At 69.8% G+C, this 19,945-nt stretch carries 20 protein-coding genes; 9 read left to right on the top strand and 11 right to left on the bottom strand.

The features are described 5' to 3' along the window. Positions 1–79: 79 nt before the first annotated feature. Genes AB0I28_RS28545 through hemL form a run of 3 tightly spaced genes read right to left on the bottom strand, consistent with a single transcriptional unit; the run spans position 80 to position 2,647 of the window. Positions 80–679, bottom strand: a complete 600-nt coding sequence (locus AB0I28_RS28545) for a TlpA disulfide reductase family protein (protein ID WP_357498413.1) — start codon at positions 677–679, stop codon at positions 80–82. Position 680: 1 nt separating this feature from the next. Next, a complete protein-coding gene (locus tag AB0I28_RS28540) occupies positions 681–1,316 on the bottom strand; it encodes a histidine phosphatase family protein (RefSeq protein WP_357498784.1) in 636 nt (211 codons plus the stop codon). 32 nt (positions 1,317–1,348) lie between these two features. Further along, positions 1,349–2,647 (bottom strand): glutamate-1-semialdehyde 2,1-aminomutase, encoded by a 1,299-nt coding sequence (gene hemL / locus AB0I28_RS28535; protein WP_357498412.1) that lies wholly within the window; start codon positions 2,645–2,647, stop codon positions 1,349–1,351. Between the two features lie 100 nt (positions 2,648–2,747). On the opposite strand from hemL, the gene AB0I28_RS28530 reads away from it, so the two are divergent. Together AB0I28_RS28530 and AB0I28_RS28525 are read left to right on the top strand one after the other, a co-directional pair. Continuing rightward, entirely contained in the window at positions 2,748–3,791 is a 1,044-nt protein-coding gene (locus AB0I28_RS28530) for an acyltransferase (protein ID WP_357498410.1), read from the top strand. Positions 3,792–3,919: 128 nt separating this feature from the next. Next, complete coding sequence (locus tag AB0I28_RS28525) at positions 3,920–5,056, top strand: Fic family protein (protein WP_357498408.1); 1,137 nt, start codon at positions 3,920–3,922, stop codon at positions 5,054–5,056. A 34-nt stretch (positions 5,057–5,090) separates the two neighbouring features. On the opposite strand, the gene AB0I28_RS28520 is transcribed toward AB0I28_RS28525, so the two are convergent. Together AB0I28_RS28520 and AB0I28_RS28515 are read right to left on the bottom strand one after the other, a co-directional pair. After that, positions 5,091–5,513 (bottom strand): alpha/beta hydrolase-fold protein, encoded by a 423-nt coding sequence (locus tag AB0I28_RS28520; RefSeq protein ID WP_357498782.1) that lies wholly within the window; start codon positions 5,511–5,513, stop codon positions 5,091–5,093. Between the two features lie 135 nt (positions 5,514–5,648). Beyond that, a complete protein-coding gene (locus AB0I28_RS28515) occupies positions 5,649–7,343 on the bottom strand; it encodes a family 10 glycosylhydrolase (protein ID WP_357498406.1) in 1,695 nt (564 codons plus the stop codon). Positions 7,344–7,466: 123 nt separating this feature from the next. On the opposite strand from AB0I28_RS28515, the gene AB0I28_RS28510 reads away from it, so the two are divergent. From AB0I28_RS28510 to AB0I28_RS28500, 3 genes are read left to right on the top strand one after another with little or no spacing between them, the layout of a single operon-like run. Further along, positions 7,467–8,417, top strand: a complete 951-nt coding sequence (locus AB0I28_RS28510; RefSeq protein WP_357498405.1) for a DUF6528 family protein — start codon at positions 7,467–7,469, stop codon at positions 8,415–8,417. A gap of 23 nt (positions 8,418–8,440) precedes the next feature. Then, positions 8,441–9,382 (top strand): DUF6528 family protein, encoded by a 942-nt coding sequence (locus AB0I28_RS28505; RefSeq protein ID WP_357498403.1) that lies wholly within the window; start codon positions 8,441–8,443, stop codon positions 9,380–9,382. A 47-nt stretch (positions 9,383–9,429) separates the two neighbouring features. Then, positions 9,430–9,777 (top strand): nucleotide pyrophosphohydrolase, encoded by a 348-nt coding sequence (locus AB0I28_RS28500; protein ID WP_357498401.1) that lies wholly within the window; start codon positions 9,430–9,432, stop codon positions 9,775–9,777. A 24-nt stretch (positions 9,778–9,801) separates the two neighbouring features. Here the strand turns inward: AB0I28_RS28500 and AB0I28_RS28495 are convergent, their stop codons facing one another. From AB0I28_RS28495 to AB0I28_RS28480, 4 genes are all read right to left on the bottom strand, one after another. Then, entirely contained in the window at positions 9,802–10,335 is a 534-nt protein-coding gene (locus AB0I28_RS28495) for a hypothetical protein (protein ID WP_357498399.1), read from the bottom strand. Between the two features lie 48 nt (positions 10,336–10,383). Beyond that, positions 10,384–10,920: a hypothetical protein gene (locus AB0I28_RS28490; RefSeq protein WP_357498398.1), complete on the bottom strand. Its 537-nt coding sequence runs from the start codon at positions 10,918–10,920 to the stop codon at positions 10,384–10,386. Continuing rightward, complete coding sequence (locus AB0I28_RS28485; RefSeq protein WP_357498396.1) at positions 10,920–12,566, bottom strand: hypothetical protein; 1,647 nt, start codon at positions 12,564–12,566, stop codon at positions 10,920–10,922. Before AB0I28_RS28485 ends, AB0I28_RS28490 begins: the two co-directional genes overlap by 1 nt. Positions 12,567–12,638: 72 nt before the next feature. Further along, positions 12,639–14,444 carry an adenylate/guanylate cyclase domain-containing protein gene (locus AB0I28_RS28480; RefSeq protein ID WP_357498395.1) on the bottom strand — a complete coding sequence of 602 codons (1,806 nt, stop codon included), beginning with the start codon at positions 14,442–14,444 and terminating at the stop codon, positions 12,639–12,641. A 404-nt stretch (positions 14,445–14,848) separates the two neighbouring features. On the opposite strand from AB0I28_RS28480, the gene AB0I28_RS28475 reads away from it, so the two are divergent. Next, positions 14,849–15,814, top strand: a complete 966-nt coding sequence (locus AB0I28_RS28475) for a lytic murein transglycosylase (protein ID WP_357498393.1) — start codon at positions 14,849–14,851, stop codon at positions 15,812–15,814. 58 nt (positions 15,815–15,872) lie between these two features. Here AB0I28_RS28475 and AB0I28_RS28470 read toward each other — a convergent pair whose 3' ends face one another. Then, positions 15,873–16,127 (bottom strand): DUF3073 domain-containing protein, encoded by a 255-nt coding sequence (locus tag AB0I28_RS28470; protein WP_357498391.1) that lies wholly within the window; start codon positions 16,125–16,127, stop codon positions 15,873–15,875. Positions 16,128–16,442: 315 nt separating this feature from the next. On the opposite strand from AB0I28_RS28470, the gene AB0I28_RS28465 reads away from it, so the two are divergent. From AB0I28_RS28465 to AB0I28_RS28455, 3 genes are all read left to right on the top strand, one after another. Continuing rightward, complete coding sequence (locus tag AB0I28_RS28465; protein WP_357498389.1) at positions 16,443–16,793, top strand: helix-turn-helix domain-containing protein; 351 nt, start codon at positions 16,443–16,445, stop codon at positions 16,791–16,793. Then, positions 16,790–17,356, top strand: coding sequence for an AAA family ATPase (locus tag AB0I28_RS28460; RefSeq protein ID WP_357498388.1), 567 nt, complete (start codon positions 16,790–16,792; stop codon positions 17,354–17,356). The genes AB0I28_RS28465 and AB0I28_RS28460 overlap by 4 nt, the downstream gene beginning before the upstream one ends. A 440-nt stretch (positions 17,357–17,796) precedes the next feature. Then, entirely contained in the window at positions 17,797–18,717 is a 921-nt protein-coding gene (locus tag AB0I28_RS28455) for a hypothetical protein (RefSeq protein WP_357498386.1), read from the top strand. On the opposite strand, the gene AB0I28_RS28450 is transcribed toward AB0I28_RS28455, so the two are convergent. Continuing rightward, entirely contained in the window at positions 18,705–19,781 is a 1,077-nt protein-coding gene (locus AB0I28_RS28450) for a Glu/Leu/Phe/Val dehydrogenase dimerization domain-containing protein (protein WP_357498385.1), read from the bottom strand. The two genes, AB0I28_RS28455 and AB0I28_RS28450, sit on opposite strands and share 13 nt — an antisense overlap. Positions 19,782–19,945: the final 164 nt, after the last annotated feature.

Genomic DNA, 19,945 nt, shown 5'->3' with positions numbered 1-19,945 from the left:
CGGTCCGCTCGCGTAAGTTCGACACATCGTAGAACCATGGTGTTGGTGATCGACTTTCAGGTCCCGGACGAGCGCATGGTCACTCCGAGGCCGAGGGATTCGGTCGCGGGCCCGACTCCAGGGCGATCTGCTCGACGGTCGGCTGGAGCGCCGAGGCGATCAGGGCCTTGCGGAACACCGCGGCGATGCGGCCCTCGCGATCGATGACGATCGTGGCCGGGATGGTGGTCGGGGGGACGTCGGTGAACTGCAGCGACAGCCGGCCCGAGGGGTCGAAGAAGCTGGGGTAGCCCACGCCGAGGCCCTGCTCGAAGGCCTGGGCCTTGCTGCGCTCGTCGCGGATGTCGATGCCGACGAACACGACGTCGAGGGCCGCGGTGGCCTCGGCGACCTCGACGAGCTCGGGACCCTCGGCGCGGCAGGGGGCGCACCAGGAGGCCCAGAAGTTGACCACGATGACCTTGCCGGGGTAGGCGGCGGCGACGTCGAGGGTGTTGCCGTGCAGGTCCTCGCCGCTCAGAGCGGGGGCCGTCGGCCGGTCGGCGGGGTTGTCGTAGACGGTGGTCTGTCCGTCCTGGCTGACGTAGGCCTGCTGGTTGGTCGCGGCGTCGCCGCCCGAACCGCAGGCGGAGAGCAGGAACAGCGCGGCGAGCACCGCGGCGAGGGGTTTCACGCGCATGTCAGGCGCCCTTGGCCTGCGCGGCGGTCGCCGACTGCGCGATGAGGGCCGCGGCGGGCTCGTCGTAGCCGACGCCGACCAGCTTGGAGCCCTCGAAGTGGAAGGAGGTCAGGCTGGCCAGGGCGCACTGGCGGCGGCGCGGGTCGTGCCACAGGCGCTTGCCCTCGGCGTAGCGGCGCAGCGTCCAGATCGGCAGCTGGTGCGAGACGCACACGGCTTCGTGTCCCTGCGCCTTGACGCGCGCGGCGTGCAGGGCGGTGAACATGCGCTTGGCGATCATCCGGTACGGCTCGCCCCAGGAGGGGGTGAAGGGGTCGCGCAGGCGCCACCAGTTGCGCGGGTCGCGCAGGGCGCCGTCGCCGACCGACACGACCTTGCCCTCGAAGAAGTTCTCCGACTCGATGAGGTCGTCGTCGACGGCGACCTGCGTGGCGAAGAGTTTCCCGAAGGGTTCGGCGGTCTGCTGGGCGCGCTCCAGCGGCGAGGCGACCACGTAGGTCACGTCGCGGCCTTCGAGGGACTGTGCGGCGACCTCGGCCATCTGCTCGCCGAGGGTCGACAGCTTGTAGCCGGCGATGCGCCCGTAGAGGATGCGCGCCGGATTGTGCACCTCGCCGTGGCGCAGGACGTGCACCACTGTCTTGTCGGTGTTACCGGGTCGAGCTGTGCTCACGGTGCGACCTTAGCCGCAGCGCGGGCCGCGAACGGGAGAGCGTCGGTGATCTGTGAGACGGCCGCGTCGTCGAGGGCTCCCGACATGAACCAGGTCTCGTAGGCGCTGGGGGGCAGATAGACGCCCTTGAGCAGCATCTCGTGGAAGAACGCGCGGTAGGCGGCGATGTTCTGCTTCTGCGCGCCGGCGAAGTCGAAGACGTCGTCTGCGGTGAAGAACACGCTGAACATGTTGCCCGCGCGCGAGACGCGGTGCGGGACACCGGCCTCGGACAGGGCCGTCGAGGCCGCGTCGCCGATGGTCTGGGAGAGGGCGTCGAGCTTGGCGTACAGCTCGTCGGTGCACAGTTCGAGGGTGGCCAGGCCGGCGGCGCAGGCCAGGGGGTTTCCCGACAGGGTGCCCGCCTGGTAGACCGGGCCGGAGGGGGCGAGCTGGTCCATCAGCTCGGCGCGGCCACCGAAGGCCGCCGCGGGCAGGCCGCCGCCCATGACCTTGCCGTAGGTGAACAGGTCGGCGGTCTCGCCGGTGTGGCCGGCCCAGCCGTTCTTGGAGACGCGGAACCCGGTCATCACCTCGTCGAAGATGAGCAGGGCGCCGTTGGCGCGGCAGAGGTCGGAGAGCTTGCGGTTGAAGCCGTCGCGGGGGGCGACAACGCCCATGTTCCCGGCGGCGGCCTCGGTGATGACGCAGGCGATCTGGCCGTCGTACTCGGCGAAGGCCTTGGTGACGGCGTCGACGTCGTTGTAGGGCACGACGATGGTCTCGTCGGTGCCGACCACGCCGGGCGAGTCGGGCAGCGCCAGGGTCGCCACGCCGGAGCCGGCGGCGGCCAGGAGCGGGTCGACGTGGCCGTGGTAGCAGCCGGCGAACTTGATGATCTTGGTGCGGCCGGTGGCGGCGCGGGCCAGGCGCAGGGCGCTCATGGTGGCCTCGGTGCCGGAGTTGACCATGCGGACGCGCTCGACGCCGGTGCGGGAGACGAGCTCCTCGGCGAGGGCGACCTCACCGGGAGTCGGCGTACCGAAGGACGTGCCCTTCGCGGCGGCGGCCGTGACGGCGCCGATCACGTGCGGGTGCGCGTGCCCGAGGATCAGCGGGCCCCACGAGCCGACGAGGTCGACGTAGGTGTTGCCGTCGGCGTCGGTCATGCGGCAGCCCTCGCCGCCGGTCATGAAGCGGGGTGTGCCGCCGACCGAGCGGAACGCCCGGACCGGGGAGTTCACGCCACCGGGCACGACCCGTGCGGCGCGGTCGAAGAGTTCTCGCGACTTGTCGGTGCTCTGGATGTCGGCCACTGGCGGATTGTCGCAGCCGAGTCCGGCCCGGAAGCTGAGAGGGGTGGCACCGGGGGCGGACTGTAACCGCCTTCACATTTTCGTCGGCTACCCTCCCCCGATGCTCAAAAGCCGTAATGAGCACCTTCCATCCCTTACCGGCATGCGGTGGTTCGCCGCGCTTCTGGTCTTCGGGCTGCACGTCCACGTCGTGCGGTACTTCGACGGCGACGGCGCCGGGCAACCCGTCCGGTGGCTGTTCGGTGCGGGCGCGACCGGTGTCTCCTTCTTCTTCATCCTGTCCGGCTTCGTGCTGGCCTGGTCGGCGCGCGACGGCGACGGGCCCGTGAGCTTCTGGCGGCGAAGGCTGGCGCGGGTCTACCCGGTGCACGTGGTCACCGCCGGCGCCGCCCTGCTGCTGGCGTTCCAGCTCGTGCCGGGACTGGTGCCGAGCGCCGAGGCCGCCACCGCGAACCTCCTGCTGGTGCACAGCTGGGTGCCGGTGCCGGCCTACGACCAGAGCCTGAATCCGGTGAGCTGGTCGCTGGCCTGCGAGGTGTTCTTCTACCTGGCCTTCCCGCTGCTTTATCGGCTCACCCGCCGGTTGTCGCCGGGTTGGCTGTGGACGACGGCGGCGGCCGCGACGGTGGTCGTGGTGACGGCGCCGCTGTTCCTGGAGCCCCGGGTCGTCTACTTCTTCCCGCCGGTGCGACTGGCGGAGTTCGCCCTGGGCGTCGCCCTCGCCCGCCTTGTGCGCCTGGGAGCCTGGCGCGGCGTCGGGTATCCGGTGGCGCTGGCCGTGACGGCGGTGGGGTACGCCACGTCGGCGGTGTTCACGCCGGGGCCGTTTCGCCACGCGGCCTGCACCGTCGTCGGGTTCGGGCTGCTCATCGTGGCGGGCGCGGTCGCCGACGTCGACGGGAAGCGGTCGCTGGCACGGCACCCGCTGGTGGTGAGGCTGGGCGAGCTGTCGTTCGCGTTCTACATGGTGCACATCCTGGTGATCAGGACCGGCGAGTACGTGTGGGCGCGGCACCCGCAGTTGGGGGTGTTTCCCGCGCTGGGGATGACGGCGCTGGCGGGAGGGGTGTCGCTGGGGCTGTCGTGGCTGCTGCACGAGTGGGTGGAACGGCCGGGGAGGAGGTGGATGTTGAGGGGGGCTTGAGGGGCCGATAACGGACACGGCTCGACAAAAGACACTTCAGGCCACAAAGACAATGATGGCCAAGTATCAATCCAGTCATGTATTGATACTCTGAGCACCCCAAAGTATCAATACATCGAGTAGGGCTGATGTTCGAAAACCAGTTCGCACCCGATCAGCGGCACAATCTGATCACCGTCGGCCAGGGGGCGACCGCTTTCATGCCGCCGCCGCTGCCGCCGGAGATCGTCTTCGACCGGACGCTGGTCGGCCTGTCCGCGGCGGCCGAGCGTGCGGTCGGCGAACTGGCCGGTCTGGGGAGGATGCTGCCGAATCCCGAGATCATGACCGCCCCTATCACTCGACGCGAGGCCGTCCAGTCCAGCCGGATCGAGGGCACCCGCGCATCGGAGTCCGAGCTGGCGCTGTTCGAACTCGATGCGATCGTTGACCCTCGCGATGACATTCGCGAGGTGCTCAACTACGTGAAGGCGCTTGAACTCGTCACGGCTCCGGATCGGCGGCTGCCTCTCAGCGTGCCCTTGCTTCGAGAAGCCCACAAGGCCCTCATGACCGGCGTTCGCGGCGGCTACGCCCATCCCGGCGACGTCCGCGAAAGCCAGAACTGGATCGGCGGCCGGACCATCGAGCACGCGAGCTTCGTCCCCCCTCCGGTCGATCGGCTCTGGCAATGCCTGGATGCGTTCGAGAAGTATCTCCACGCCGATGACGACCTGCCCCCGCTCATCCGGATCGGCTGCCTCCACTACCAGTTCGAGGCCATTCACCCTTTCGCCGACGGCAACGGCCGTGTCGGCCGCCTGCTCATCGTCATGCTCCTGTTGGAATGGGGCCTGCTACCGGCCCCCCTCCTCGACATCTCCGCATGGATCGAACCCCGCAGGGACGCCTATTACGAGGGGCTGCTCCGGGTGTCCACCCACGGCGACTGGACAGGCTGGCTGACCTTCTTCCTGAGTGGCATGGCCGAGCAGGCGAAAGACGCGGCACGCCGGGCCAGGAACCTACAGGAGTTGCAAGGGCGGTACCTGTCGCAAGTCATGGTCGCGCGAGCTTCGGCGATGCTCCCCAGTCTGGTCAACGCGCTGTTCGTGACTCCGGCCGTGACGATCAACCACGTCCGCGACCTTCTCGGCGTCAGTCACCGCACCGCACTGCTGACCGTCGAGAAACTCGTGGCTCAGGGAATCCTCACCGAGCTGGGCAACAAGGGTCGCACCAGGCTGTTCGGCGCCGTAGAGATCATCACGGTGGCCAACTCCTGACACTTGGGACCGTGCCCCGGGACTGCCCGTCGGGTCACGCCCCTCCCAGCAGCGCGAGGAGCCCGTCGGCGAGCCCGCCGCGCCAGCAGGTGTAGTCGTGGCCGCCCTGGAACTCGCGGTAGACGACGTCGGCTCCCGCGTCGCGCAAGGCGCGGTGGAGGCGGCGGTTGGGTTCGAGCAGGGTGGGCTCGTGGCGCCCGACCTCCAGGAAGTACCGCACGCCGCCGGTGGTGGACGCTTCCTGCGCGGCGGGGAGGGCGGCAGTGGCGGCGTCGGCGTCGGTGACCCAGTTGAGCGAGGCCGACTGCGCCAGCGCGAGCCCGACGAGGTCGGGCGCCTGCTGTGCGGCGTGGAGCGCCGCCAGGCCGCCGAGGCTCTGCCCGGCGATGCTCTCGGCACCGGCCCGATGAACAGGGGTTTCCCACGTCGAGAACCCCGTCGGCGAGCAGCGCCAGATAGCGCTCGGGGTCGATGGAGCCGTCGAGCAGCGGACTGTCGCGCGAGGGGCAGAAGCGGTAGCCGCAACGCAGGCAAAACGACGGCACCGCCCCCGTTCCGTGCCCAGGCCGGGGTCGGCGCCGCCGTGTAGAGACTAGACCTTGCGCGCCTTGCTGATCTTGCTCTCGGTCCAGTTCTGGTTGTACGCGGTCACCGCGTAGGTGTACTTGCGCCCGCGCACCGCCGTGGCGTCGACGAACTCGCCGTCGGCGTCGGCGTGCACGCGGCCCACCAGAGCGGTGGCGTCGGCGATGTCACCGGCGTCGACGTCCCGGCGGTGCCCGTCGAAGCGCCACACGGCGTACCAGGTCGCCTCACGACGACCGTGCCCGTGCCCGCCTCCACGCCCGCGGCCGCAGCCGAAGCGCAGTTCGAGCTTCCCGTCGCGCCAGCGCGCGTCGTTGATCTCGGGACGGTCGGGCCTGCGCTGACGGTCGTCGGACGGCGGGATCAGCGCGGGACGCTGGTAGTGCGCGTCGCGGATGATGCCCATCGCGTTGAGCTCGTTGGCGCGCACCGACTTCGCGGAGAAGTAGATGTTGCCGTCGACGTCGCCCAGCTCACGGCCGAGGACGACGTGCCGGTCGAGCTCGTGGGCGTCGTTGTTCCACTCGGGCGACTGGGTGGAGGCGTTGACCTTGTAGGTCGCCTCGCCGATGAACAGCTGCACGTTCGTGCCGCGGCACACCTCGTCCCACCAGCGCACGATCTTGCCGTAGCTGGCAACGGCGAGCGAGTCGGCCCAGTAGACCTGCGGAACGATGTAGTCGATCCACTCCTCCAGGACCCACTTGCGGGTGTCGGCGAAGAGGACGTCGTAGGTCGGCGCGCCCGCGGCGGTGTCGGAGCCCAGGACCGGGTCGTCGGCCTTGTTGCGCCACACGCCGAAGGGGCTGATGCCGAACTTGATCCCGGGCCGGTTGCGGCGCAGCCGGTCGGAGATCGCCTTGACGAACTCGTCGACGTTGTTGCGGCGCCACGCCTTCTTGTCGGTGTAGTCCCCGCCGTACTCGGCGAAGCTCGCATCGTCGAGGAACTCCGACGTCCCCACGGGATAGGGGTAGAAGTAGTCGTCGAAGTGGACGCCGTCGAGGTCGTAGTTCTCGGCGGCGTGGCAGATCGCGTCGACGTTGTGCTGACGCGCGGCCGGCACACCCGGGTCGTAGTAGAGCTTCCCGCTGGTGGGGGCGTCGGCGGGGTAGGCGACGACCCAGTCGGGGTTGTCCTTGGCGGGGTGGCCGTCGACGAGCTTGGACGGGTCGATGCCGACGTCGTTGCTGACCGAGGCCATGGAGATCCGGAACGGGTTGAACCACCCGTGGATCTCCAGGCCGCGCTTGTGGGCCTCGGCGACGGCGTACTCAAGGGGGTCGTAGCCGGGGTCGACGCCCTGCGAACCGGTCAGCCAGCGCGACCACGGCTCGTGGGGCGAGGGCCAGAACGCGTCGGCGGTGGGGCGGATCTGGAACATCACGGCGTTGAAGCCGTAGGCGACCGCCTCGTCGAGCCAGCGGACCAGTTCGGCCTTCTGCGTGGCGACGTCGAGACCGGGCCTGCTGGGCCAGTCGATGTTGACGGTGCTGGCGATCCAGGAGGCGCGCAGTTCGTACTTGGGGAATGCGGGGTTGACGGCCGGCGCGGGGGCGGCGCCGGTGGTGGTCTCCTCGGCCTGCGCGGTGGTGGAGCCGGCGACGAGCGTCGCAGCGCCCAGGGCGGCGATGCCGACGCCCGCTCCGGTGCGGAAAATGGTTCGGCGCGCGGTGCCGGAGCCGGTGTCTTCGGTGGGCATGGGGAGGTTTTCCTTTCGTCGGCTACCCGAACAGTAGGAAACCTTCATCTCGTGGTCAAGGTTTCGAGCTTTTCTTCGGCATACTTCGATACGACCCTTGCCCCTTGTAGACGAAGGATCACCGTGAAGCGACGTTCTCTCCTGTCCGCCGCCGCCCTCGGCGTCCCCGCCGCCGCGCTCCTCGGCTCCTCGCCGGCGCAGGCCTCGTCCGGTTTCTCCGTCGTCGGTACCGAGCAGATCCTCAACCGGCTGATGATGTGGCACAAGGACGACGAGTTCACCGACGCCAACCTCCAGTGGTCCTGGTCGCCGGGAATCGGAGGCTGGTTCAACCTCTCCGACGCGCGCTTCCGCCGCATCCCCCGCGTCGGCGAGGTCGCCATGGCCGCCGCGTCGGGCGGCAACGTCGGCATCGTCGTCAAGAAGCGCGGTGTGCGCGAGCAGGGCCTCGACGACCTCCTGTGGTCGGCCGCGCCCGGAGGAAACCCCCACGCCGCCGAGTACGTCCACCCCGTCGGCGCCGTCGTGTCGGCCAGCTCCTCCAACGGCCAGGTCGCCGGAGGCTACCTGTGCGTCTACGCGCCCTCCCACCCGCGCGAGATCACCACCCTCGAACAGGTGCAGACGATCCCCTTCAAGGGCGCCCACGGCGTCCTGTGGGACCCGGCCGGTGACGTGCTCTGGGCCATCGGCGACAAGATCGTGCGCGCCTACGAGGTCGTCGGGAACCGCCGCGACGTGCGCCTGGTCGACACCGGCCGCTCCGTCGCCCTCGCCGGCCTCGGCCACGACCTCCAGCCCGACTACACCGACGTCGGCAAGCTCTTCGTCACCGACACCTACGGCGTCCACCACATCGACAAGGCGACGCTCACCAAGACCACCATCGCCGTCGAGGACTCCGTCAAGGCCTACTCCCGCCACCAGAGCGGCGAGGACGTCTCGGTCCGCGCCGACCTCGTCGGCGAGAAGACCTGGGGCAGCCCGACCGTCCGCTTCTCGCGCTCGCCGTGGCGCACCCGCGAGGGCGCGGAGTTCTACAAGGCGCGGATCTACACGACCGCGTTCCAGTAACCCACGCAGGAAAGGGAATCCGCATGAAACGACGGACATTCCTCGGCGCCGCGGCCCTCGCGGCACCGGCCTCGTTAATACTGAGCTCGCCCGCGCAGGCCGCCGTGTACTCGGTGGCGACGACCGAGCAGGTGCAGAACAAGATCCTGGTCTGGGACAAGGACAGCGCGTTCACCGACGCCAATGTGCAGTGGAGCTGGTCGCCGGGCGCGGGCGGCTGGTCCAACCTGTCCGACGTGCGCTTCCGCAGCACCGCGTCCTTCGGCGAGGTGTGCCTGGTGGCGGCGTCGGGCGGCAACGTCGGGATCGTCGACAAGACCACCGAGCAGCACCAGGAGCTCAACGACCTGCTGTGGACCGGGACGCCGGGCGGGAATCCGCACGCGATCGAGCGGATCCCCGACATCGGCGCGATCGTCACGGCGTCCTCATCGGACGGTCTGCTGGCCGGCGGTTACCTGTGCGTCTACGGGCCGACGGCCGTCAGCAACCCGAGCACGCTGGCGCGGGTGCAGACGATCGCCTTCAAGGGCGCCCACGGCGTCCTGTGGGATCCGACGCTGAAGCACCTGTGGGCCGTCGGCGACAAGATGCTGCGCGCCTACAACGTCACCGGCACCTACCGCAATACGCGGCTCGTCTACGCGGGCAAGCAGGTCACACTGTCCGGACTGGGCCACGACCTCCAGCCCGACTACACCGACAAGGGCAAGCTGTTCGTCACGGACACCTACGGTGCCTACCGCGTCGACACCGCCACCCTGACGAAGGAAACGGTCCTCGCCGAGGGCTCCCTCAAGGCCTGGTCGCGGCATTCGTCGGGCGAGGACATCTCGGTCAAGGCCGACGGCGTCGGCGCCAAGACCTGGGGAAGCCCGACCGTCAGGTTCTCGGTCGGCGCCGACCGCACCAGGACCGGCGCCGAGTTCTACAAGGCCAGGATCCACACCACCGCGTTCGAATAGCGCGACAGGCGCGGGGCTCGCGCAGGCCCCGCGCCTATCCTGCTGGAATGTCGCTCGACTGGTTGACCGAAGATCTCCGCGCCTTCGCCGCCGCCCGCGGCTGGGAGAAGTTCCACCGCCCCAAGAACCTCGCCATGGCCCTGTCGGGCGAGGTCGGCGAGCTGGTCGCGGAACTCCAGTGGCTCACCCCCGAAGAGTGCGAGAACCTCACCGACGCGAAGCGCGAAGCGGTCGCCGCCGAGATGGCCGACGTGCTGATGTACCTGACACGGCTGGCCGACGTGCTGGGCGTGGATCTGGAGGCGGCGACGCGGGCGAAGATGGCGCGCAACGCGGGGAGGTTCCCGGAGCTGGCGGAGGGCGGGGAGGCGTCGGTGGTTCCGGTCGAGCGGTAGCCGAAGGCCGGTCCCGACCACTGGCTATGCCCCACCGCGCGGCTGCGCGCCCACCCGGCCGAGTTCCGCGGACTTCAGCTCGTAGACGGCCTCGGCGTGGGCCCGGTGAACGTCGGCGATCGCGCCGTTCAGTTCGGCGCAGAACCTCGCCGAGTTCAAGCGCTGAAGCGTGCCCGCGACGACGTGCACGCGCCACTCACGCAGGCCGACGGTCGTGATCCGCACGACACCGCCCGGCGATTCGCCCTGGACCTCGATTCGGTCTCGACGCTCCCGCAGACGGCGACGGCCCGGATCCCAGTGCGGTTCGTCGTCGATCCGCAAGCCGGTGTGCTGGGCGACGAGTTGCCGGCGGGCCCGGTCGGCCGCGGCGACGGCGGAAGTGATCGTGGCGGCGACCTGGCCGGCGAGCGCCGTGGCGTCCCGGTAGGCGCCGTACGCATCGGGGGAGGCGAAGGAGACGGTCACAGCGCGGCGCCGCAGTTCGGCGCGGACGCGCTTGTCCGGGGAGGTGACGCGGACGGTCATGCGGTCGAGGATGTCGGCGAGGTCGGGCACGAGGGGATCCGTTCGACGAGGGGCGTCGGGTGGACGGTGCGGTGAGGGCTAGGACGACTTGGGCGCGGGGTGGCACCAGTAGTCGGCGACGACGGTGGCGGTGAACTCGACCCTGCGCTTCCAGTCTTGTGGGGCCGTCAATGGACCATCGAGATCGACGTTCTCATGTGGGCGGTACGACCCGATGAAGGACCCGAAAGGTCCGTAATCCTTGTGCTCGATCTCGTCGGTGACGTCCTTGCCGTCGAGGGTGAACTTCGGCGTGATCGTCGCGTCGACGGCCATCAGTTCGCTGGAGTTGTACAGGATGATGTTCCAGTTGACGATGGCGTCGAAGCCCGGGTCATATTCGAGCCATGTCTTGTAGACCTCCAGCGTGCCCGACGTCGGCGGGTCGGCCCAGGCAAGGCAGCCTGGCTTCAAGGGCCGATCGCTCGGCACCACCGACGCGCTGGGAAGAGCCGTCGACTCGGGAGTCTCCGGACCGTTTTCGGTGCAGCCCGTCAACAACAGCAGGACCACGACGGCGGGCGCTGCCGTCCATCGCGCCGATACGGGCCACGAGTTTCGATCATGAGACCGCATCACGCCTCCTTGTAGTAAGCCGAGGTGTCCTTCAATTCCTTGGCCGCTGCATCGTCCTGCTCCGCGTACGCGATGGCTGCGGCGATCAGCCCGGATGCTGCGGCGTCGAGGTTGTCGCCGGAAGTCTTCAGCATGCTCATGAGCTCGTCGTAAAGCACGATCCATTGTGGATACAGCACCCCCTTGGAGATGCCCGCGTACGACTCGCTGTCACTGACCGAGTAACCGTGGGTGTCACGGGTAAAAGCGGCCTCGACCCCGTTGGCGGCACCCGAGCCGCTCAACCCGTGGTAGTTGGCGGCCAGGTCCGGCAACCACTGGTGGCCCGACTGAAGCAGCCTCTGGAGGTCGGTTGCGAAATAGGCGCCGCTGTGGGGCGGCTCGCCCATGTAATCGTTGCCGCTGATCGTGGCGAATCCGGTGTCCGCGTTGAGGTCTCCGAGCGACGGACGCATCGTTTCGAAGAAGGTGTTGCGCTGCGACACCGGGTAGTCCCCACCCCAAGTCAGGCGGACGACGACACCCGGGGCACTGCGGTCGTCGACGAAGGACTGGAAGCCCGCCAGTGTTCGCCTCAGGGTTTCCTCGGTGTTGTGGACGGTGTTCTGGTACGTCCGGATCAGCAGCTCGAAGTTGGACGCGATCTCGCGGGCGCTGTCGCCCTCGATCTTCACCGGCTTTCTCTTCGCTTCGACGTGTTCCGGGCTGCCGATGACCGTCTTGGCGAGGGACGCCGCTCCGGCGACCAGGGCGAACACAACAGAGACGGCGGTTCCCGCGCCGGGCTCGAAGCCGGTGACGCCCGAGATCGTTCCCGCGCCCGCCGCGATGATGTCGAGGGTCGTGGCCCAGTCGAACGGATCACCGAAGTACACCGGCGCGGGATAGAGCGCCAGGATGTCGACGGCGTCGTTCAAGGCGGCCACCGCGTGCAGCCGAAGTTGTGTGTAGGACGTGGCGGCGATGTCGAGTGAGTCCTCCAGGACCTTCGCCACCAGCGTCTGACCGGTCAGGATGGACGGGATGAGGTTGATATAGGCGCCGTTGAAGATCTCGGCCGCCATACCTCGCCAGGCGACGAGCGACTCGCCGATCTCGGCGTAGGCGCCCCAGTTCTGGTTGAAGGTGGCGTAGTCCTGAAGTTCGCCCTGGGCATCGGTGATCTGCGGGCCGGTGAGCCTCGTGAATTCTTCCGACAGGTTCGTAACGGGTGTCAGGTTCTCCCGGATGCGCTTGACCGCCTGATACGGCCCGGCCATGCTGTCGGGGCTGTAGGACATGACGGCCTCGAACTGCGCCTTCACACCGTCGAAGGTGGAGCGGACCTCAAGCCAGGCGGCACCGCCGCGCAGGTAGTAGGAGAGCCGCCGGCCGTCGGGCATGTCGAAGACGACCATGTCGTCGTACTCGAACGCGTAAGCCTGCTCCAGCAGGTACGACCTCAGGCTCGCCGGATCAGTGGTGGCGTGTCCCCAGAGGGCGGAGGCACCGAGCTGTTCACGGTAGGGCTGGAGGGCTTCGGTGACGACCACGCACTGCGGGTTGTCCTCGATATGGCGGTCGGTGGCCAGGTCGAGTAAACGCTCGAGAGTGGACTTCCAGTCGCCTTCGCCGCTCGCGCCGCCGTCGTCGAACGTCTCCGCCATGAGAACCCCCGGGGTAGATCTGCCGAACACCGACGGTAACCGTAACCGGAGCGCGCAAGGTTCCCAGGTGGCCTAGCCGTGGGCGCGGTTCCACGCCGCGCCCACGCGCCAGCCGCCTAATTTGCCGACCGACACCGCGTCGCCCGGCCAGCGTCGGCCGTCGGCGGGAGTGGTGGGCAGTAAACCGTTCATCGCGTAGACAGTGCCCGGCAGTCGGCCGAAGTCGTGGGGTGCCACGTGGTCGGGGGCGGGCGGGTCGGGTGAGGTGGCCCGACAGGAGGGCTCCGGTGGGGAGGGCGGGGCGGCGGCGCGGCCCCGCGCGCCCGGCGGGCGGGACGGCCCGCGGGAGGCGGCGTAGGCGCGGACGGGGCCGCTGAGGCGGTAAAGGGCCGCGGTGCCGGTGTAGCGAACGTCCACAAGGGACGCATCGACGAGCGCGGCGAGGGCGTCGAGGGGATCGGCGCCGGTGTGGCCGAGGAGGCGCTCGACGGCGTCGACGTCGACGGGGTCGGGCTCGTCGGCGAAGGCGTGCAGGAGACGCACGGCGCCGGGCGGCAGGGCCTCGTAGGAGGCGTCGAGGGCGGCGCTCCACACGCGGCCGGGGCCGTCGAGGACACCGAGGAGGTCGTCGTCGAGGCGCTTGGCAAGGGCCTCGGGCGACACGACCCGCAGTCGCGCGGCGGCCAGCTCCAGCGCCAGCGGCAGACCGCCGAGGCGGCGGGCCACGGAGGCACAGCCTTCGACCGGCACGCCTCCCCGGGCGGCGGCGGCGCGCAACTCCAGCAGGCGCACCGCCTCACCGTCGACCATGGACGGCACCGCCCAGATCACCTCACCCGACAGACCCATCGGCGCCCGCGAGACGAGCAGGATCCTCGCCTGCCAGCACTCGGCGAGCACGCGCCGCACGAAGTCGGCGTGGCGCGCCTGGGCGCCGTCGAGGATGATCACGCACTTGCGGTGCCGCAGCCAGTCGAGCACGGTCTCCACCGGCGCCCGGAACGGATCGGGCCGCACACCGACCGCGCGGGCCAGCGCGAGCCCGGCCGTGGCGTCGGCGTCGCCGGCTCCTGGCAGCTCGGCGTACCAGACGCCGTCGGTGTAACTCGGGGCCGCGCGGCGGGCCATCTCGACCACCACGCGGGTCTTCCCGACGCCGCTGGGACCGGTCGCCGAAACGAGGCGGTGCCCGTCGACGAGGCGCCGCAACCGGCTGATCTCGGCCTCGCGGCCGACGAAGTCGGCGAAGTACGGCAGGTTGTGCGCGCGGGCGTCCTCGGTGCGCGGCGGCGGGAACTCCGACTCCAGGTCGGGCACCACCAGCTGCATCAGCCGTTCGGGATCGTCGAAGCCGCGCAGGCGGTGCAGGCCCAGGTCGACGGCCTTGATGTCGGGCGGCAGCCGCCGCTTGGCCGCGTCGAAGGTCGCCTCCGAGCACAGGACCTGCCCGCCGTGGGCCGCGTCGCGCACCCGCGCCGCGCGGTGGACGACGTGCGTGGCGTACTCGCCTCCCTTGGGGACGGCCGGACCGGTGTGGATGCCGATCCGCAGCCTCGGCATGCACGGCTCGGTCCAGCCGGGTCTGTAGGGCCAGGTGTGCGCGGCCAGGGCGCGAAGCGTGTCGATGGCCGCGGTGACCGCCGTGGCCGCGTCGGCGAAGGCGACGAAGAAACTGTCCCCCTCGGTGAGAAGTTCGGCTCCCGTGCTGCGGCCGAGGACGCCTCTGAGTAGCCGTCTGTGGTCGTGCAACACGGTGCGATACTCGGCCCCCAGCGAGTGAGCCATCCGAGTCGAACCTTCGATATCGGTGAACAGAAACGTCACTGTTCCGCTCGGCAACTGTGTCTCCACAGTGGATTCCTCCGACCCTGGCGCCATGTCCGGTGCCCGAACACTACGCATGCCTTCGCGCATCGGCTCTGCGCACCTGTGCGTCGGGGAAAGTCCTCCTGCGTCGTTCACCGGCGGCCCGGCCCGGCACACCGCGGCGGCCCCCTCCGACGGTGGACCGCCCCCTGTCGCAGACGTGACGTAGTTCCGTTCCTCCACCGCGTTCCCCCCGATGAGCACGACAGCCGGCCCCCCGGCACTCGCCCTCCGCCGCCTCGGTGACCCCGGGCGACCGGGCTTGTGCACACAACCTTCGAAACGACGCGACGGGCCTTCCGGTTGCGACCTGGTGACATTTGCGTCGTTATTTTCTGTGGTTTAGGTGCGCGATGAGGACGAAAAGGGACGGCGGGCACTGGCGGTGACGTGCCGGGATCGGCCATACTTCCCGCGTGGCGGGCAAGCTCACGAAAATCTCTCAATACGTTTCCAGCGGCCTCCAGGATGCCTGGGGCTCCACCCGGCGCGGGGTTCCCGTGGCGACCCGTTCGACGGTCGCGGCGAGCCGGGCGACCGCGGAGTACATGCGCAGACCCGGTTCCCGGTTCGGCATCCAGGTCGCGGTGACGGTGGTCCTGCTGACGGCTCTCGCCCTGCTGGCGACCTTCGTGGTTCCGCGCAGCGGTGGTGCGCGACCGGTCGGCGCCGGCGAGAGCAGCGGCACCGCGGGCGAGGCGCCGATCGCGCTGCCTCCCGGCGCGCAGGCGATCCCGGGCGCGCCGAACGTCCCGCAGCCGACTCCCACGACGGGCGTCTACACGCCGCCGCCGAGCGGGTCGAACAACACGCCGTCGAGCACGCTGGCGGGCTGGGCGACGAAGATGTCGGCGAAGGTGGGGGTCTCGGCGCGCGCGTTGCAGGCCTACGGCTTCGCTGAGCTGCGGCTGGCCACGGCACAGCCCAACTGCAAGCTGTCGTGGACGACGCTCGCCGGGATCGGCAGCGTCGAGACGAACCACGGGACGACGGGCGGCACGAGCCTCGACGCCGGCGGTCGGCCGCTCAAGGCGATCCGCGGGCCGGCGCTGGACGGCACGAACAACAACCAGGCCATCGCCGACACCGACGACGGCGCCTGGGACGGCGACACGGTCTGGGATCGCGCGATCGGGCCGATGCAGTTCATCCCGACCACGTGGAAGAACTGGGCGACCGACGCGGACGGCGACGGTGACGCCAACCCCAACGACATCGACGACGTGGCCCTGGCCGCGGCGAAGTATCTGTGCGCCGGGAACCGGGACCTGTCGACCGCGCAGGGCTGGTACGACGCGGTGTTCTCGTACAACCACGTCAACGCCTACGTGCTCAACGTCTACGGCCGCGCCGATGAATACGGCAGGAAGTCGGCGGCCTGAGTGCGCGAGGCCCCTCCGATGGAGGGGCCTGCGACTCGGCCGCCGTTGCCTGTGGACGTCAGCTCTTGCGCGGGGGGAGCCAGTCTTCCTCGCGCAGATCGCGGTCGTCAGGGTCTCGTTCTCGGTCCTGGCCCTGGCCTACGTCGTCGTACGCGTCGACGAACTCATCGTCCGTCTCCTCGAACTCGTCGTCCGCCGCACCGTCATCGTTTCCGAGCTCACGCTGGAGCGCAGAAAGATCGGTGTTCGGCGAGTGGTACTTCAGCCGCCTGGCCACCTTAGTTTGCTTGGCCTTAGCTCGGCCGCGCCCCATGGCTCGACCCCCTCGCACACAGTCACGGGGTTGCCGCAGCGGCGACCCCGGAGAACGTCATCTTCTGTCGTGGCCCCTACGGTACAGCGCCTCAGCTCAACTTGGCACCTCGACCCACCCCAAGAAAGCGGCGGAAAAAGGCGACAAAATACCTCATAGCTCCGCATCCGGGGCAGTGTTAGAACGCTTACCGGCGAGTCGGTGCGGTAAGCACCACTCTTTGATGGGGGTCGATACGAGTCGCGGAGCGCGAAACGGACCTTTCCGGGTACCATCCTTGGCCGACGGTACCCCCCTAAAGGTGAGTGAGGCCCGATGAAGGTCAAGCGCGAGTACTCCTGCGGTCTCGACGCCGCCGTGGACGTCATCGGGGGGAAGTGGAAGGCGCTGATCCTCTGGCAGCTGGAGCACGGCACCGCGCGCTTCGCCGAGCTGAGGCGCCGCCTGCCCGGCATCAGCGAGAAGATGCTCGTCCAGCAACTGCGCGAGATGGAGGCCGACGCCCTCGTCGACCGCGAGGTGTTCCGCGAGGTGCCGCCCCGCGTCGAGTACTCGCTGACCCGGCTCGGTCGCAGTCTCAACGCGGCACTGCTGCCGCTGGGCGACTGGGGCGACGCGAACATGGGGGACATCTCCGCCCGCCGCTGGGGGGACGACGCGGCGTGAGCGGTCGCGTGATCTGGATCAACGGCACCTCCAGCGCCGGGAAGACCACGCTGACGCGGGCGATCCAGGAGCGGGCCGACACGCCGTGGCTCGCGACGGGCATCGACGCCTTCTTCGCGTCGGTGCCCGAGCCCTGGGGCGGCGGACGCGGCGGGCCGCTGAGCCGGGAGGGATTCGCGTACGACCGCTCCGTCTCCGAGGAGGGGCATCCGGTGACGGTGATCCGCTACGGGCCGGCCGGCCGGCGGATGCTGCGGGCGATGCACGCGGCGACGGCGGCGATGGCGGAGTCGGGGAACGACGTGATCGTGGACGAGTTGCTGCTGACGCCGGACCTCATGGGGGCGTGGACGGAGGCGCTGGGCGGGGTGCGGGTGTTGTGGGTGGGGTTGCACTGCCCGCTGCCGGTGCTGGAGGCGCGGGAGAGGGAGCGGGGGCAGGTCGCGGGGTTGGCGCGGGGGCACCTGGGGACGGTGCATGCGCACGGGAGGGGGTACGACCTGGAGCTGGACGGGGCGGGCGCGGTGGAGGGGGCGGTGGAGGCGGTGTTGGGGAGGGTTTGAGGGGTGGGGGCGCGTGGGTGATGCGGGGTGAGGGCACGCCGCGTGCCGGGTGGGGTGTGGACGCCGCGTGCCGGGTGGGGTGTGGACGCCGGGTCCTGCAAGACGGAGGGGGCGCGAGGTGGAGGACCGGCCGATGCCGGGTGAGGCGAGGGCACGCCGGGGGGCGGCCCCGAAGCGAAGGCGCGAGCCATCGCGCACCCCAAAGGGGCCCCAAAAATAACGATACGGGCGAGGTACGACGGTTTTGACCGCACGCCTGGAGAGCACGTAGCCACGCCTGGAGAGGGGAAGGCCGGCTGGCGGACCGGCACCCCGCGCCGCGGCGGTCGGGCGCGAGGGCGGAGGGTACGCAGGCAGCAGGCAGCAGGCAGCAGGCAGCAGGCAGCAGGCAGCAGGCAGCCAACCTTGCGCCCCGAACCCCGCCTCGCCAAGCTCGACCCGTGTCCCACACCCACGAGCTGACCGCCCAAGGCCCCGTGCTCCGCAAGCGCTACCGCGCCTCGCCCTGCCGCGAGCACCGCCGCGAGCACCGCCGTGAACACCACCGCGAGTGGGCGGCCCTGCGGCACCTCGCTGCACACGCCCCCGGACTCACGACGCCACCCCTGGCCGCCGACCTCACCGCCACCCCGCCGTGGATCACGATGGCCGTCATCCCCGGCGCCCCGGTCGACGGCCCTTACGACACGGCTCAACTCGACGCGCTGGAACACGCCCTCGGACGCCTCTGGGCCGTCCCCGTCCTCACCCCCGTCCCCATCGCGACCTACTTCCCGCCCGCCGCCGACTTCGCCGCGACCGTCATCCCCCTCCTCGCCGCGCATGACCGCCCGCAGCCCGGTGTCGTCCGCGAGGCCTACGACGCGGCGCTGGCGTGGGCGTCCACGCCCGGGGCCGCCACTCTTCTCACCGCGCCGCCGAACCCGGTCCTCGGCCACGGCGACCCGAACCCCGCGAACTGCCTGTGGGACACGCACAGCGCATGCGAATCGTCGACTTCGAGGACGCCTCGCTCAGCGACGTCGCGTTCGAGCCGGCGACGCTGGTGGAGCATCTGGGCATGCGCGGGAAACTCGACGCGGGCTTCGCCTCACGCTTCCCCGCCGACCCCCGACGCCTCGCGAGGCGCGGCGGCTGTTCGCCGCCTTCTGGCTCCACATGCTCCTGCCCGGCGGCCCGTCGGCCGCCCGCAACCCTCCCGCCGCACTCCCCCACCAGGCGAAACGGCTCCTGAGCCTCCTCTAGCGCTCAGTCAGGCCCTCCCCAGGCCCACCAGTCCCCCACCCCGTACACGAAAACGCCCCCGGAGCCAAGCCCCGGGGACGCCCGAACCAAACCAACCAAACCGCTACGGCAAGTGAATCGACCGCAGCCGCCCCACGTTCGCCATCCTGCGCTCGGCGAGCCGGTCGGCGGCCACCGCGGGCGGCACGCCCTCGCGGTCGGCCAGCCGGAGGATCTCGCCGGTCACGTCGAAGATCTTCGACGCGCGGCGCTGGGCGCGGTTGAAGTTGAAGCCATTGATCTCGTCGGCGACCTGGATCACACCGCCGGCGTTCACGACGTAATCGGGCGCATAGAGGATGTCGCGTGAGGCGAGGTCCTTCTCGACGCCGGGGTGGGCGAGCTGGTTGTTCGCCGCGCCGCACACGATGGCCGCGCTCAGCACCGGCACGGTCTCGTCGTTGAGCGCGCCGCCGAGCGCGCAGGGCGCGTAAACGTCGATGTCGGCCGAGATCAGCGCCTCGGTCGTGTCGACGAAGTCGACGTTGGGGTGCGTGGTCTTCAGCCAGTCGTGCGCCCGCTCGGACACGTCGGTGGCCACGACCTTCGCACCGTCGTCGATCAGGTGTGCGATCAGGTGCTTGCCGACCTTGCCGATCCCGGCGACACCGACCGTCCGCCCGGCCAGCGTGGGGGTGCCCCACTTGTGGTCGGCGGCGGCGCGCATGCCCTGGAAGACGCCGTAGGCGGTGAGCACCGAGGAGTCGCCGGCGCCGCCGTTGTCCTCGCTGCGCCCGGTGACGAAGCTGGTCTCCTTGGAGATGACGTCCATGTCCTCGACGAAGGTGCCCACGTCGCAGGCGGTGTAGTAACGCCCGCCGAGGGACTCCACGAAGCGGCCGTAGGCGCGCAGGAGCTCCTCGCTCTTGTCGGCGACCGGGTCACCCCAGATGACGGCCTTGCCGCCACCGAGGTCGAGCCCGGCCACGGCGTTCTTGTAGGCCATGCCCTTCGAGAGGTCGAGGACGTCGTGCAGCGCCTCTTCCTCGCTGGCGTACGGGTAGAAACGGGTCCCGCCGAGAGCCGGTCCCAGAGCCGTCGAGTAGACGGCGATGATCGCGCGCAGCCCGGAGGACTTGTCCTGGCAGAAGACCACCTGTTCGTGGCCGCTGAGGTTCTCCGGCGCCGTGAATACGCCCATTACTTCTCCCATAGAAGGATCTCTTGCGACGCGGACTTCGTGGGGCCGCCCCGCGTGGTGGTCGACAAGGGGTGCAGCCGACACTCGAAAGGCTAACCCTGTACCTTCCTCCGAGCGGGGTGGGATGCCTGGTAGACCGGATGGTGGGCATCTTCCCGAGTGAT

The organism is Phytomonospora sp. NPDC050363 (assembly GCF_040655735.1).
Lineage (GTDB): Bacteria > Actinomycetota > Actinomycetes > Mycobacteriales > Micromonosporaceae > Phytomonospora.
The sequence above is the reverse complement of the archived record's forward strand: the minus strand, read 5'-3'. Positions and strand labels throughout refer to the sequence as shown.

Coding starts and splice junctions, on each gene's coding strand:
- AB0I28_RS28545 (WP_357498413.1), bottom strand. CDS start 679: ATGCGCGTGAAACCCCTCGCCGCGGTGCTCGCCGCGCTGTTCCTGCTC.
- AB0I28_RS28530 (WP_357498410.1), top strand. CDS start 2,748: ATGCTCAAAAGCCGTAATGAGCACCTTCCATCCCTTACCGGCATGCGG.
- AB0I28_RS28525 (WP_357498408.1), top strand. CDS start 3,920: ATGTTCGAAAACCAGTTCGCACCCGATCAGCGGCACAATCTGATCACC.
- AB0I28_RS28515 (WP_357498406.1), bottom strand. CDS start 7,343: ATGCCCACCGAAGACACCGGCTCCGGCACCGCGCGCCGAACCATTTTC.
- AB0I28_RS28505 (WP_357498403.1), top strand. CDS start 8,441: ATGAAACGACGGACATTCCTCGGCGCCGCGGCCCTCGCGGCACCGGCC.
- AB0I28_RS28500 (WP_357498401.1), top strand. CDS start 9,430: ATGTCGCTCGACTGGTTGACCGAAGATCTCCGCGCCTTCGCCGCCGCC.
- AB0I28_RS28490 (WP_357498398.1), bottom strand. CDS start 10,920: ATGCGGTCTCATGATCGAAACTCGTGGCCCGTATCGGCGCGATGGACG.
- AB0I28_RS28485 (WP_357498396.1), bottom strand. CDS start 12,566: ATGGCGGAGACGTTCGACGACGGCGGCGCGAGCGGCGAAGGCGACTGG.
- AB0I28_RS28480 (WP_357498395.1), bottom strand. CDS start 14,444: ATGGCGCCAGGGTCGGAGGAATCCACTGTGGAGACACAGTTGCCGAGC.
- AB0I28_RS28470 (WP_357498391.1), bottom strand. CDS start 16,127: ATGGGGCGCGGCCGAGCTAAGGCCAAGCAAACTAAGGTGGCCAGGCGG.
- AB0I28_RS28465 (WP_357498389.1), top strand. CDS start 16,443: ATGAAGGTCAAGCGCGAGTACTCCTGCGGTCTCGACGCCGCCGTGGAC.
- AB0I28_RS28450 (WP_357498385.1), bottom strand. CDS start 19,781: ATGGGCGTATTCACGGCGCCGGAGAACCTCAGCGGCCACGAACAGGTG.